The 14,626-nt window shown below is 41.2% G+C and carries 14 protein-coding genes; 11 read left to right on the top strand and 3 right to left on the bottom strand.

All coding sequences use genetic code 11. The features are described from left to right. Window positions 1-52: 52 nt before the first annotated feature. A complete protein-coding gene (locus IM797_RS20400; RefSeq protein WP_228098995.1) occupies window positions 53-1,309 on the bottom strand; it encodes an alpha-1,2-mannosidase in 1,257 nt (418 codons plus the stop codon). 169 nt (window positions 1,310-1,478) lie between these two features. Between IM797_RS20400 and IM797_RS20395 the strand changes: the two genes are divergently transcribed. The 4 genes from IM797_RS20395 to IM797_RS20380 all read left to right on the top strand — a co-directional run bounded on the left by IM797_RS20395 (window position 1,479) and on the right by IM797_RS20380 (window position 4,792). Further along, window positions 1,479-2,183, top strand: coding sequence for a hypothetical protein (locus tag IM797_RS20395; protein ID WP_194129030.1), 705 nt, complete (start codon window positions 1,479-1,481; stop codon window positions 2,181-2,183). Window positions 2,184-2,332: 149 nt separating this feature from the next. After that, the gene (locus IM797_RS20390) at window positions 2,333-2,746 is read left to right on the top strand and encodes a DUF2846 domain-containing protein (RefSeq protein ID WP_194129028.1); all 414 of its coding nucleotides are present in this window, start codon (window positions 2,333-2,335) and stop codon (window positions 2,744-2,746) included. A 16-nt stretch (window positions 2,747-2,762) separates the two neighbouring features. Then, window positions 2,763-3,452, top strand: a complete 690-nt coding sequence (locus IM797_RS20385) for a hypothetical protein (protein WP_194129027.1) — start codon at window positions 2,763-2,765, stop codon at window positions 3,450-3,452. A 56-nt stretch (window positions 3,453-3,508) separates the two neighbouring features. Continuing rightward, on the top strand, window positions 3,509-4,792 hold the full coding sequence (locus IM797_RS20380) for a sensor histidine kinase KdpD (RefSeq protein ID WP_194129026.1): 1,284 nt from the start codon (window positions 3,509-3,511) through the stop codon (window positions 4,790-4,792). Window positions 4,793-4,850: 58 nt separating this feature from the next. On the opposite strand, the gene IM797_RS20375 is transcribed toward IM797_RS20380, so the two are convergent. Together IM797_RS20375 and IM797_RS20370 are read right to left on the bottom strand one after the other, a co-directional pair. Continuing rightward, window positions 4,851-6,095, bottom strand: a complete 1,245-nt coding sequence (locus IM797_RS20375) for a hypothetical protein (RefSeq protein ID WP_194129025.1) — start codon at window positions 6,093-6,095, stop codon at window positions 4,851-4,853. Window positions 6,096-6,127: 32 nt separating this feature from the next. Further along, window positions 6,128-8,974, bottom strand: a complete 2,847-nt coding sequence (locus IM797_RS20370; protein WP_194129024.1) for a TonB-dependent receptor domain-containing protein — start codon at window positions 8,972-8,974, stop codon at window positions 6,128-6,130. 326 nt (window positions 8,975-9,300) lie between these two features. On the opposite strand from IM797_RS20370, the gene IM797_RS20365 reads away from it, so the two are divergent. The 7 genes from IM797_RS20365 (at window position 9,301) to IM797_RS20335 (ending at window position 14,602) form a co-directional block, all read left to right on the top strand. Next, on the top strand, window positions 9,301-9,978 hold the full coding sequence (locus tag IM797_RS20365; RefSeq protein ID WP_194129023.1) for a response regulator transcription factor: 678 nt from the start codon (window positions 9,301-9,303) through the stop codon (window positions 9,976-9,978). Next, entirely contained in the window at window positions 9,975-11,237 is a 1,263-nt protein-coding gene (locus tag IM797_RS20360; RefSeq protein WP_228098994.1) for a HAMP domain-containing sensor histidine kinase, read from the top strand. The genes IM797_RS20365 and IM797_RS20360 overlap by 4 nt, the downstream gene beginning before the upstream one ends. Window positions 11,238-11,340: 103 nt before the next feature. After that, window positions 11,341-11,766: a ubiquinol-cytochrome c reductase iron-sulfur subunit gene (locus IM797_RS20355; protein ID WP_194129022.1), complete on the top strand. Its 426-nt coding sequence runs from the start codon at window positions 11,341-11,343 to the stop codon at window positions 11,764-11,766. Between the two features lie 4 nt (window positions 11,767-11,770). Next, complete coding sequence (locus IM797_RS20350) at window positions 11,771-12,205, top strand: thioredoxin family protein (RefSeq protein WP_194129021.1); 435 nt, start codon at window positions 11,771-11,773, stop codon at window positions 12,203-12,205. A 9-nt stretch (window positions 12,206-12,214) separates the two neighbouring features. Next, a complete protein-coding gene (locus tag IM797_RS20345) occupies window positions 12,215-13,147 on the top strand; it encodes an FAD:protein FMN transferase (protein ID WP_228098993.1) in 933 nt (310 codons plus the stop codon). A 1-nt stretch (window position 13,148) separates the two neighbouring features. Beyond that, window positions 13,149-13,373 (top strand): DUF4266 domain-containing protein, encoded by a 225-nt coding sequence (locus IM797_RS20340; RefSeq protein WP_194129020.1) that lies wholly within the window; start codon window positions 13,149-13,151, stop codon window positions 13,371-13,373. Window positions 13,374-13,381: 8 nt separating this feature from the next. Beyond that, complete coding sequence (locus IM797_RS20335) at window positions 13,382-14,602, top strand: DUF3570 domain-containing protein (protein ID WP_194129019.1); 1,221 nt, start codon at window positions 13,382-13,384, stop codon at window positions 14,600-14,602. Window positions 14,603-14,626 lie beyond the last annotated feature (24 nt).

Raw genomic sequence — 14,626 nt, 5'->3', positions numbered from 1 at the left:
TATCCCATGCAGGGTAAAAATATTTTTTTTATATCATCGGGAAGTATTGCAATTAAAGGCCTTCTTTAAGTCTTTTGTTCTTCAACCAAAGTAAACGTGCTGTAATTTGCGGTGAGACTGCAATTTTTCCTGATCGCTGTTCAATTTTACCTACGCTGAGATATTTATCTTTTCTGATGTCGGCGAGATAAATGTATTCATCTCTGACATAAGTATCACCACCCGCGTGTCCGGTTCCTGTGCTTCCGTCTACATTCCCAGCAAACCGACCATCTTTTACAGTGGCTAAAACCACGTCAAAATAAGTATTGGCCATGATGGTCATATCTGACAAAGTTACTCCGTATTTCCCCGCAGTATAGGCAAGCCACATCCCCTCACTTTCGTAGGCAAAATGGTTGGTATCCTCAATTCTTGAAACCAGGGCATAGTTAAATTTCCAACAGGGAGTTCTCAATGGCGATGAATAAGGTTCCACATTTTGTTTAAACCAGTTGATGTTTACTTTAACCAGTTCGTCATAAGTTTTCACCTTATCCGGCGCATCGTTCAATAACTCATGACATGCTGATAAACGAACCAACCCATTTGTAAACATAAACATCTGGTTCCACGGGCAAGCTTCGTTGGGCTTATAGGTATTCGGTGCAGCAGGAAAATAAAACTTTTTATCAGCTCTTACATAGCGTGCCAGCAACCATTTTTCTGCCACCAGATCTGCTTCTCTAACGTAGGTCAGTGCCCTTTCCCGGTACGAAGATCCAAAGTGGTGTACATCGCCGAAGGGAACATGCTGCGACCAGATTTCAGATTTAGCGAGGATCAGTTTGGCCGCATACAACAAGTGCGCGAGTGCGCTTCCTGAAGCCACTCCGCCATCGGCTGGCGTAATCCCGGGTTTTGACGATGGCCACATGGGCTCAATTTTACCGGTCCATGCGATCTGTTGTCCGCCGTTTTCTGCAGGGGCCAGATCATTTCTCCCTGCAAGCAGGGCGTCTGCAAAGTAAATCATTCGGTCCAGGATTTGTTGGTCCTGTGTTGCCTCATACATCAATCCGCAGGCTTCCATTAATTTCCCAGGATTTCCATAAACATATACATTTCCACCCGCGTATCTCGGTGGTTCAACCGCAGCAATATGCTCCTTAAAGGCCTTAATCTCATTTTGTGTGATCGCTCCGTTCAGGTTTTCAACGATGAGTTCAGGGCCCAAAGATGGCCGTTCAGTTTCCTGAATCCGCTTCTCCTGTGATTTTGGATTTATCCAGCATGCACACATCACCACTACAAAAAATGTTCTTTTCATATATCCCAGCCAATTGTTTGGAAACAATAGTATCAAAAAATGGCCGGAATAAAGTTTCCTAAATCAGCAAGTGATTGTTCAATTTTGGCATTATATTTAACACTATATATTTGAAACGTATTAGGATGATACGTTTATTAAAATGAGTAACCCAGTATATTGAACTTTTATGAAGAGAATAATTGAAAAGAATCCCGTTTTAATCTTTGCTATTCCACTGATCATTTTCTTTTTAATAGGATGTGGATTGCTCTATTTAGCGGTGCTAAAAAGCGAAGGCGTTCCATTTTACGGCTGGATCCTGATCGGGGCTTTTATTCTGATCCCAATATTCTTAATCTATGGTTTTGTATTTGGTTTTAGCCAGTCCGAGGCTATGGAATCCACCAGAAACGAATTGATTTTCAATCCAGATGGTATTATCTTCCAAATGAATTTATTTGATTGTTCCTGTTTTATTAAATGGAATAGTATTGATACCATTATTTACTCAGATTCCAGGAATGAGGATTACGCTCAGTATATCATTTTTGTCAATGAATTACCCGTATGTACGCAAAAGGAACAAAGGTGGTGGCTGAACCGGTTATTTCCCTACAAACAAAAACACAGTAAAATAAGAATAAAAAGCGATGCGATCAATTTTCAAGCCCTCCCTGATCTGGTAGAACAATATTTAAGATCGCAAGTTGATTTTGAATTTAAAGACAGTAGAAAAGGGACATTGATAGGTTCAAAAACATTTACAGCAGGAAACAGGCATACGACCATCGAAAAATGGAAGCCCGCAAGTCATTATGAACCTTTTGAAATGATCTATGATAAATATGGCCGGACGGTACAGGATATCTCAAAACGGGACGGTGCTATATAGCGCTTTAAAAAAAATATGAATACAGAATCAGTTCTACGAAGTGTAGGAGTAAAGTTTAAAGAATTTTTTTAATTTTTTCTCCTCTCAATCATAAATTCATTTTGTAAAACAATAACTTTATTGCAACAGTTCATCTAAATTGCTTCGTTATGAAATCCAAAGTTTTAGCTTCCTTATTTATCGCCGTTGTTATCGGCTGTTTGTTTAGTGCTTTTAAGCCACAGGAAACCGGACAGGTTTATTTTATCCGTTCTTCGAATTATGTTGGCTCACTGGTAAACAACAAAGTTTACATTGACGATTCACTGGTTTGCCATTTGAAAAATCAGCACTACTCGGTACATGCTATTTCCGCTGGCGAACATACTGTCTCTGTTTCCAATACAGGCCTGAGCAAGCATACTAAATCAAAACCTTTGAAAATTAAAGTTGTAGCAAATAAGAACAATTACATTTTACTATCTAGTGGAAAACAGTTAACCACACAGGAGCTCGTTGAATCCTCAGCACAGGAATTACTTAAAAAGGTAGTGGCAACTACGAATTGCGGGTCTCCAAAATAGCAGTCATTAACACCATATGAAAAGATTATTTACGATTCTTATTTTAAGTGTGTCGGTTCTGACAAGTTCAGCGCAAAAACAGGTGGTGCTTGACTTATTCAAAAAACATGGCATAGATGCTGGTATTTTGGAGCAACAAAACAGGCAACCAGCAGATGATCATGCCTTTGACCTTAAATACAGCCTTATCACAGATTCGAAAGAGACGGTCACGCTTGCCAAGTACGATCCTTCTAAAACCCAATCCGACCGCTGGACGGTCATCACTGTTAACGGCAAAACGCCAGGTAAATCAGAGGTAAAAGCATTTTTAAAGAGTCACAGCAAACAACCGGTATCTGCAAAGATAGACGATGCTACTTTTCTTGTCGAGAAGGAAACGCCTGAATCTGTGGTCATCAGTTATAAACAGGATCCGGCTTCTCTGCCTGTCGAGGCGCAGTTTATGAAAGACTGCAGGATACACATGACCGTTAATCTGAATACCAAAAGGATGGAAAAACTGCAGTCGCTCAATGAGAAGCCATTGAAAATTAAAATCTTCAATGCTCAGAAGCTGGACCTGGTGGTTAAATTTACCTGGAATGCGCAGGAACAGCGCTACTTTACCCAAAGTGAGGACATGAACCTGATTGTTAAATTCCTCGGGCAACTTTCGCCGATGGAAACCATTTCAGAATATTCAAACTATAAAAAGATCAGGTAACCTCGATATTCAAGATGATTAATAATCATTAACTTGCAGGCATTACGATCATCGTTATGACGCATTTAAATAAAGGCACCTTTTGGCTTAGGCTAACAGGCAGTCCATCTATTTTTTCTTTAGAAAGCAGAATTTTTCATTCCATCAGTATCGGACTGATGTTTCTGGCTGGCATATACGCTCCATATAACCTTTATGCCGGCCTATATATAGGCGCTGTTTCTGCTTTTGTGCTGTCTTTATTTTTCTTTTACCAGTATTATTATTCCCGGTTTCATCAGCGTCAGCACAACAGCACCACATTTGCCCTGGCTGGTATCCTGATTTTTGGCGTCAATTACTTAGCCAATTCCGGAATAGACGGCTCTACCGACCTGATCTGGCCGACTTACCTCTTGCTTGTATTTACAATTTCGCCCTATAGTCAGCATTTGAAATGGCTGATCCTTTACATCCTTTTCTTTTTCATACTGCACCTGATCGAACATGTCTATCCTGAACTGGTAAAACACCCCTTTATTGCGGGCAAGGGACAGTTCATTGATCGGGTAACTGCGTTCCCTATACCTGCATTTGCCGTCTATATCATCATCAGATATCTGAGAAAAAGTTACGATACGGAGCGGAAAGCTGCAGCAGATAAAACCCTTGCGGTAGAGCTAAGCAGTATGGAAAAAAATAAACTGATGTCCATCCTGTCGCATGATCTGCGCAGTCCCTTGTTAAATGTACAGGGTTATCTGGAGATGTTGAATGACCATCAGATAGATGGTGAAGACAGGCGTATATTGGAAAAAGCATTACTCAATTCAACCAATAATGCAATGGATATGCTTTCTAACTTATTGCATTGGTCAAAATCGCAAATGGACGGCAAGTATGTGCAACTGAGAGCAGTAGACCTGCTTACCTCCCTATCGGCTACTCTGGAAATGGAAAAGTCACATGCGCTTAAGAAAGGCATTTCTTTAAGGCATCAGATCCCACCCAATTTGTTAGTGATTGCTGATGTAGACATGTTACAACTGGTGGTACGAAACCTGATTAGTAATGCGGTCAAATTTACACCAGTTGAGGGAACTATCCAGGTTGATGTGCAACTGCTATCGGGCGAATGTAAAATCACGGTGAGTGATAATGGGACGGGTATTCCGGAAGATAAACAGGCGCAGATTTTCTCGATCAGATCTGAACCTTCCATGGGGACAAACAATGAACGTGGTGTGGGTCTGGGCTTGTTTCTGTGTAAAGAATATATTGAATTGCAGCATGGCAGGATTGGCTTTGAAAGCACTTCTGGTCAAGGTTCCAGCTTTTTTATTTTTATTCCTTTGGCTTAATGGTTAGCATATTTGTCCTGCTGTTCCGGATCTGATCCGCGACAGCAGGACAAATGATTTATTTCTGGGTCTCGATTTCAGGGACGCCAATCCACTGCCATTTCCTTTTGGTAAAGCCGGGAGTCAGGTCGCCGTCAATATTAAATCTTCTTAAATCAATTAAGCGGGTTCCCCTCCAGGATAAGAATATTCTGCGGATCGAAATGATATCGTTCAGGGTAAGTGCAAGCAGGGCCGGATAATTGGAAAGCCCTGAAGCATCGTATTTAACTACAACTGAGTTGACCAGACTGGTTGCATTTCCGCTCAGCAATCCACGGATCACCAGCTCAGCCCTGATCAGCTGCATCTCATCGTAATCACTTACCATCAGCGGATCTCTTTCTTTAAACAAAATCAGTGACCAATGTCCTTTAGTGGCTTTTGTTACCTGGTTTCTGGCTTTATCAGCTGTTGTTCTTAAAGCTGCCACCAGGGTTGGATCTACTGCAGCATCTCTCGAATTGATATTCAGGGCATTAAAAAAACCATTACTTACGGTACCAACAGTATTTAAAAAACTGAAGTTTTCTGTAGCATTGAACGATTGATTGATGTTCAGTACAGCAAGCGGATAATTACCCGTATGAATGCCCAGTTTGGCCAGTAAGGAATGTAACAACCGCTTTTCTATTTCGCTGGCAGTTGGGATGGCCTGCTCCCAGTAAGCTTGTGCTTTCGCATAGGCATCGAGGTGGCTTACCTCTTTATGGTCTGCATATACCGAATGACTGGTATTACTTACACTAAAGTAATCGGCCATCAGCATCCAGGCATAACCTGCATGTAAACGTGCATTGACCAAGGCAGCCTGTTTCACTGCCAGTCCGTCTGCATCTGCCGGACTCAGGGATTCTGCATTTGAAATGGCATCCTCAGCACGGGCACGATAGTTCTGAATGTTGGACCAGACGCTAAATAACGAAGTATTGTCCGGCGTCAATTTATCCTCATCCAGTTCTTTGTAAAAAGGTGAGTTTGGCACTGCTGTAGGTACAATTTCATCAGAAATTGCAGATGAGGAAACTAATAAATCAGAAGCCGATGTGGCACCGGCACGCCATACACCGGCGATTACAGGTCCGTAAATATAGGCACCTTTCTCTATCCGTCCCAGCATGGCAATGCTGTTCAACTGAGATTCATCAATGGTATTGTCGGGTAATTTGGTATCATTTACCCATTTATCACAAGAGCAAAGCATCAGTACTGCCGTACATATCATGCCGGCTTTCCAGAAGTTTTTTATTTGAATTGACATCATTCTATTTTTTTTAGTGCTGTTTCCAGAACAGGTTAAAATCCAATATTTAAACTAAATGCATAAGTACGCGGCGCAGGCACGGCTGTCCAGTCGGAGGAAAGATAACTGATCCCCCTGGAGCGTTTACTTCCGCCCTGCGAGTCAATCTGGGGCTCTATACCACCATAATTGGTTGTCAGCCACAGGTTGTTACCCGTAAGTGATACCGTGCAGTTTTTCAAAACTCCATTGGTTTGTTTTTTTGCCCAGCTGCCCAGATCGTAAGAAATGGTCAGATTGCTCAACCTGATAAAGTCGGCCTTTTCAATAAAATTACCACGCGGGCCAGCATATTTAGACAGTTCGTTTGCTGTAGCGATATAGTCGGCGGCACCTGGTGTCTGGGTAGCAAGCAGGGCTTTAAGATCTTCACTTGCTTTAAAATTGGTACCCTGGCTGGCCACATTCCGGTTAGAGATGTTGTAAACTTTTGCGCCTTGCGAATACGTAAACAAGGATTGTACACGCAGGTTACTGATCAGCTGCAGGTTAAAACCAAATGAACCATTATACGTTGGAAAAGGTTTACCCAATACCTGCGGAGCACTTTCTTTAGCACCAGTATATATACCACTACTGCTGAAAACAGCACCTTCAGAAACACCTGTATAGAAAGAAAAAGCAGGCAATCCTTCACGGATCAGGTTAACGGTATTGATGATATCGCGGCCGCCGGAGTTGATTACCTTGTTAGACTGGTTGTTAAAAATCACAAAAAGATCTAAGCTATTTTTCTGATTGCTACTGGTAAATATTCTGCTGTTGTAAGTTACCTCGATACCCTTACCCCTGATTTTACCCACATTTTCCGGATAGTCACCACTTAAGTTGGATGGCCAGCCCAATGAAGGCAGTAAAGTGGTATATACGATTGCATCACGGGTATTTTGCTGGTAATAGGTAAAGCTTAGACGTTGTTTGGCAAAGCTGAGGTCCGTACCAATTTCAAACTCTCCTGTTCTTTCAGGTTTGATGTCCGGGTTTCCTTTTCTAAGCGGCCTTACTAGAGTACAGAATGATGAATTTTCAACCAGGTAAGCCGTTTGTGCATCATTTGGATAGGGCAAACGACCCGATTCACCGTAAGCAGCCCTGATTTTCCACTCGTCAATTTTACCCTGTAAAAAGTCGAATGGTTTCAGGTTATAAGCCACACTTACTGTAGGGTACCAGATGCTGGCTACATTTCTTCCAATCATGTTAGAAACATCCCTTCTCAATCCCGTATTGATAAAAAGCTGATTGTTATAGCTTAAAAATGCTTCACCATAAATACCATGCGTACGTTTTTCAAAGTCCGTATCGGTAGTACCTAAAATTTCAGCTGCTGAAGAGATGTTGCTGATGCCCGGAACGGCAAAATTACGCACACTGATACCGTTTACACGTTCCGTTGCCTGGGTAAGCTGGGAAAGCAGCGATAAGTCAAGTTTCCATTTCGGATCCAGTGCAAAACTGCGGGAAAGTTTCACATCCCAGTTCATATTCTGGTTGCGCCTGTCGCTGATCTGCTTGGCTCCGGTACTGTTGGTACCTTGTAAATAACCATAAGGCAGGTAGTTTAAACCATCAATATAATTGAGGTCTAAACCCACAAGACTTTCCATTTTAATTGCAAAAGGAAAAGTATAGTTGAGTTTTAAGCTACCGGTAAGGCGGTCGTTGGTATAACTTTTCTCGATGGCACGCCAGGTTTCTTCGGTTAAAAATGGCCATGGGGTCTGGTCACGCATGAGGTTCCAGATGGCGTCATCACGTCCGGATGCCGATTGAGGAATGCTGAGTTTACCCTTTACATACCCTGCAGTGAATGCCAGTTTAAAACGGCCTTTCGTTAAATCATAACCTGCACGAAAAGTTTGTCTGTTGTCCTGATTACCAGGAATGGTACCGGAAGTTTTGTTCGAGTTGGCCGAAAAGAAAAGACTGTTGGACTGATCCAACTGTGCAGATAAATTGGCATAGAACTGATTTTGCGCACCGCGGATGAAGAAGTCGTTTAAGGCACTGTTGTTTACATACTGATCGTATTTATTGGCCAGTTCACTAAAACCACCAGTATATTTTGCGTTGATGGAAATTCCTTTTTGTCCGCTTAAACCACGTTTGGTCTGAATGATCACTACACCATTTGCAGCCTCAGCACCATAAGAGGCAGCCGCAGCAGGACCTTTAATGACATCTATAGAAGCAATATCGTTCATGGGCAAATCATTCAGGGCGCTCATTGCTTCCTGGGATGAGTTCACATCAGCGGTGTTGTTGTTGTTGTAACGCACCCCATCAATAAAAATCAGTGGATCACGCTCCATACTAAAGGTCGCAGCAGAACGGATGTCAAAACGGATGGGCATACCTACTTTACCATTGGTATTGTATACCTGTGCTCCGCTGATCCGGCCGTTCAACAGGTCGGCCAATGAAGAAGGGTTACTTTTGGCCACGATATCTGCGGCGTTGATGTGATCTACATTTGTTCCAATGGCTCTTTTGCTCCTGGAGTTGGCCAAACTTGCAGTAACCATCACTTCGTCCAGCACTACACCTGCTTCAAGTCTGATGTCAATTTGCTGACCCTCATGAACTTTTGGATAATGTTTTTGAAATGGGTTATAACCAATCATTTTAACCACTAAAGTTTCCCCTGAATAGAGAACAAGCGCAAATTTCCCATCCGCATCGGCTGTTGCAACAGTTCCCGGACGTTCTTTAATTAAAATACTAGCCCCGGGTATCCCTGTCCCAGAAGCCTTGTCATACACTGTGCCGCGGATGTTTTGTGCGCGCAAGGCAAAAACAGAGAGCATAGCTATTCCTAAAAAAGTAAAAAATTTATGCATATATTATATTTAAGCCCCTTTTCTTATTTAGTTTGAGTCTAAATAGTAGGTTTCGCGCAAAGGTAATAATATCTTTATATTACACAATATGTTGTTTTGGAACTTTTTGACCATGGCCAGTCCGAATGGAAAAATGAACACGAGCATTCCAGCTCTGATGTTGCCCCTGTAGCCAATTCAATGAAGATGTGAAGTTTGGCAGAAGCCATGGTTGAAGCTGGTTTAGGCGCTGTAGTTGAAGTGGCATGCCAGGTATAAGATCACAATTATTGCTTTATTCTTGACAACTACAAAGAGTCTTCAGATTTTAACTCCATATTTATATTATGAAATTTCTAATTGTTGAAGACGAAGAAGGACTGAGCAAAAGTATCAGTCTGTATCTGACAGGCGAAGGAAACATCTGCGACCATGCTGCTACTTATGAACAAGGCTATCAGAAATTATCCCTCTACGATTACGACTGTGTTTTACTAGACCTAACCCTACCTGATGGGGAAGGGCTTCAACTATTAAAATATCTAAAAAAAATCAATAAAACAGATGGCGTGCTGATCATTTCCGCGCGCAATTCCCTGGACCAGAAAATTGAAGGACTGAGCCTCGGCGCTGACGATTACCTGATCAAACCCTTCCACCTGTCTGAGCTTTATGCCAGAATCCAATCCATCGTAAGGCGTCGGCATTTCAACGGAAACAGCATTATTCATTTTAACGAATTAGAAATTGATACCACTGCAAAGGAAACCAAGGTAAACGGAAAAACTGTACACCTAACCAGGAAAGAATTTGACCTCCTATTGTATTTCATCGTGAATAAAAATAAGGTAATTTCTAAGGCTGCCGCGGTAGAGCACATTTGGGGAGATGATGCAGATATGGCTGACAGCTTTGACTTCATCTATACCCACATTAAAAATGTAAGAAAAAAGCTAACAGATTCCGGCTGTAAAGACTATTTCCAATCGGTTTACGGCGTAGGTTATAAATTTGCAGATGTATGAAATTATTCAGCAGCTATAACAGGATTCTGTCCATCATTACACTCACAGGATTACTGGTCATAGGATTTCTTTTCTATCAAACGCTGGGAGGATATATCAATAAACAGATTGATGATCATCTATTTGAGGAACTACTGGAAGTACAGGACTTTGCGCACGTTAAAAACATCCTTCCCTCACCAGACGGTTTTGATGATGTCGTTGTTGAATATAAAAAAATAAACAAACTACAGGACAAACGTAGATTATTTGCGGATACCAATTTCTATAATCCTAAAAAGAAACATCAAGAATCAGCGAGGTACCTCAAAACAGAACTGATTTTAAATGGACAACCCTACGAGGTTATGATTGTTGCCTCCAAATTTGAACGTCAGGAACAAATCAAAAGCATTATTCTCATTATTTTAATACCCGTGATTGTTTTGTTATTGATTTTATGGCTTGTTAACAGAATCCTAATCAAAAGGATGTGGTTACCATTTCGCCAATTGTTAACCAACATCAAAGCCTTCAACATCAACCAGGAGAAAGTATTTGAGCCCATTCAAACCAACATTGAAGAATTCAAAGCCTTAAATAAGGCAGTTCTGGATGTATCGTTAAAGGTCAAATCAGACTATAAAGAGATTAAACTATTTACCGAAAATGCATCTCATGAAATGATGACACCACTTGCGGTAATTAACTCAAAACTCGACACCTTGCTTCAATCCAACACCCTCGGTAAAGAACAAAGCGAAATTCTGGCGGATCTTTATAAAGCCACTTCAAAACTGACCAAATTAAACCAATCTCTTCTACTTCTGGTGAAGATAGACAACAACCAGCTTCAGGATAAAGAAGAAATAGACCTAAGAGCATTAATAGAGGAGAAGCTCAATTACTTCCAGGAATTCATTCAAAAAAGAAACTTGCAAGTGCAAATTAATTTAGATACATTCTCCATTACAGCTAACCGCTCCTTAATAGAAATATTGATTAACAACCTGCTTAGCAACGCAATCAGACACAATTACGATGGCGGTTCCATCCGGATTACTTTAACTTCGGATAAGCTTGTATTTTGCAACACCGGCACTCAAGGAAAATTACATCCTGCCAAGATCTTTGAAAGGTTTTACAAAGACAATACATCTGAAGGAACGGGTCTTGGGCTTGCCATTTTAAAACAGGTATGTCTGAGGCAAAATTACGAACTGATTTACAATTACCATAGAGATTACCACCAATTCAGTATCAACTTTAACAGTCTCTAAAAATAAAATCTGATGACAATGCTTTAACATTTTTTAACAGAGAACTTCATAATGTCTTCAGAATTCGTATTGATCTTAGATTCATAATTCAATAACAAAGATTATGGACAGAAAAGGTTTTTTAGCCAGCATCGGATTATCAGCAGCTACTTTTGCATTAATCAATTGCATCGGTTGTTCTAAAAGTTCCAGTTCTCCATCAAGTGACACCTCAGGACCAACAGGCGTCGATTTCACATTGGATCTTTCCTCATCCGCGAATGCAGCCTTAGCAAGCAATGGAGGATACCTGGTATCTAATGGTGTTATCATCGCCCGAACTGTATCGGGAACTTACGTCGCTGTTCAAAGATCCTGTACCCATGAAAGCTATAGCCTGATTTATCAGGGAAGCGCCAACAGATTTTACTGTGCCAATCATGGAGCTACATTTTCTGAAAGTGGCACGGTTACAAACGGACCGGCTTCCCGATCTTTAACTACTTACCATACGCAACTAACCGGAACCTCATTAAGAATTTATAGCTAACAAGATGAAATTATTACTGATCACATTCTTATCACTGTTGCCTGGTTCATTGATATGGACGGGCAACTTTACCGAGGCACAACAACAAGCAAAGGTGAGTCATCAACAAATCCTGATCAATTTTTCCGGATCCGATTGGTGTGGCCCATGCATTCGCCTGAAAAAAGAAATCCTTGAATCAGAAGTTTTCGAAACTTACGCCAAAGATCATTTGATTTTGGTACGTGCAGATTTTCCACGTCAAAAGAAAAATCAACTGGCTGCTGATCAAGTTAAACAAAATGAAGCCCTGGCAGAAAAATATAATCCTGATGGAAAATTTCCCTTTACCCTACTGGTTGATGAAAACGGGAAAGTTTTAAAATCATGGGACGGCTATCCCAATGAAAGCCCTGAAAAATTTGTGCTACAAATTACCAATACGGTAGCTGGTAAATAATTTATTGAAATGGCAAACGCAGCTTATAACCGGGTCGTAAAACTCATGGGAAACCGCTTTGAATTCACTGTCATTGCGGAGAATAAAGCTTTAGGGGAAAAAGCCATTGGCGCTGCCATAGCAGAAGTTAAGAGAATCGAAAACTTGCTCAGCACTTTCAAGGACAGCAGTCAAACCAGCCTTATTAACCATAACGCTGGGATAAAAGCAGTAAAGGTTGATTCGGAAGTGATTGAACTTATCCAACGTTCAATAAGGATATCAGACATTACACAAGGCGCCTTTGACATCAGTTACGGCTCTATTGATAAAAGCCTCTGGAACTTTGATGTCAACATGACCTCACTTCCGGATTTTGAAACAGCCCTGCAGTCCGTAAGTCTGATCAACTATCAGCATGTTATGATAAATGCTGAAAAATCTACAGTAATGCTGAAACATACAGGGATGCGCATCGGATTTGGTGGGATCGGAAAGGGATATGCGGCTGACAAAGCCAAGAAAATTTTGCAAAACATGGGTATAAAAGCCGGAATTGTTAACGCAGCGGGAGACCTTATTACCTGGGGAATGCAATCAAACGATAGTCCCTGGACTGTTGGGATTGCCGACCCCGACCAAAGTGACCGACCCTTCTCAGCACTCAACATTAGCAATATGGCGATTGCCACATCTGGCAATTATGAAAAATACGCTACCATCAATGGTCGCAGGTACTCACACACCATTGATCCGAAGACCGGCTTACCAGTTAGTGGAATTAAAAGTGTAACCGTCATTTGTCCCAGTGCTGAACTTGCCGATGCATTGGCGACCCCGGTAATCGTTATGGGTGCCACCGTTGGCCTGGATATGATCAATCAATTGCGTCATGTAGCCTGCATAATCATAGATGACCATGACCTTTTGTATACCTCTAATAATATTAATGTAAAACAATGATATGAAAACGTCAATTCCAATACTGCTAGTCCTGGGTGCCTTTGTCCTCAGCTTACTTGGTGCATGTGCAACAGTTAAACCGTATCAGAAAAACAAGCTCAACGATGCTGAAATGACTTTATCATCCCGAACGGCACAGAAATTTGAACAGAGTTTCCAATTATATCGCGAAGGTGGCTCAGGTGCCAATGGCGGAAAAAGTGGTGGTGGCTGTGGCTGTAATTAACTGAAATCATGAGAAAAATTTATCTGCATGTACTCATGCTGTTCCTTGGTGTTTTAGGTGCCCACGGACAAGTTAAAATTAAATCCAATCCTTCCGATACCAGCAATTATCAAAGTAGAAAGCTGAAAATTGACGAAATCAACCTGGTATCGGCTTATTACCAGCAAACTGGTAACAATTCTGCTGTTACAGGTGGTATCGGTACAGAGAAACTAACAGATTTTGCGAATACGATTGATTTACAGCTGTCTAAGTTCAACAAAGCTGGAAATAAAAACACCTTTTTATTTGAACTGGGTGTAGATCATTATACCTCTGCTTCATCAGATAAAATAGATCCAAGTACAATTTCGTCCGCTTCTATGGCAGATACCCGTGTCTATCCATCACTAAACTGGACACATAGCAATGAAAAAACAGGGAATGCCTTTGGTTTTACGGGGTCCTTTTCAACGGAATATGATTATCAATCCTTAGGTGCAGGATTTAACCTTACCCGTTTATCTAAAGACAAAAACACACAGTTTGACCTTAAGTTACAGGCATTTTTAGATACCTGGAAAGTTATTTTACCTATTGAACTGAGATCAGCGGCAAGTCTGGGTAATGGCCACGAATCCAAAAGTGAGGGCTCCAGTCCAAGAAATTCGTTTAGCGCATCATTCTCCCTTTCACAGGTGATTAATCAGAAATTACAGGCACAACTCATTGTTGAACCCGCTTACCAAAAAGGTTTACTGGCCACCAAATATCAACGCGATTACTTTACAGATGGCTCCTTAAGGGCAGAGACTTTACCTGATCAACGTTACAAATTGCCCATCGCCGCAAGGTTAAATTATTTTGCCGCAGATCAGGTGATCATACGAACTTATTATAGATACTTTATGGATAACTGGGGCATCAGGGCGCATACTGCAGAAATAGAAGTACCAGTAAAACTGACATCTTTTATCTCTCTAAGTCCTTTTTACCGATATAACAAACAGACAGGAACCCGGTATTTTGCGCCTTATAGCCAACATGATCCTTCTGCCCAGTATTTTACCAGTGACTATGATTTGTCTACCTTAAACAGTGATTTTTATGGTGCTGGAATCAGACTGGCTCCACCACACGGTGTATTTGGATGGCAGCACCTCAACATGCTGGAACTGAGATATGGTCACTACAGTAGATCTACGGGACTGGTTTCCAATATTATTACCTTAAATTTGAAAGTAAAATAAAATCCCCAGGATTTGGAATATAAA

Origin of the sequence: Pedobacter sp. MC2016-24 (assembly GCF_015223055.1) — a bacterium.
GTDB lineage: Bacteria > Bacteroidota > Bacteroidia > Sphingobacteriales > Sphingobacteriaceae > Pedobacter.
This window is presented reverse-complemented; position numbering and strand designations above follow the sequence as displayed.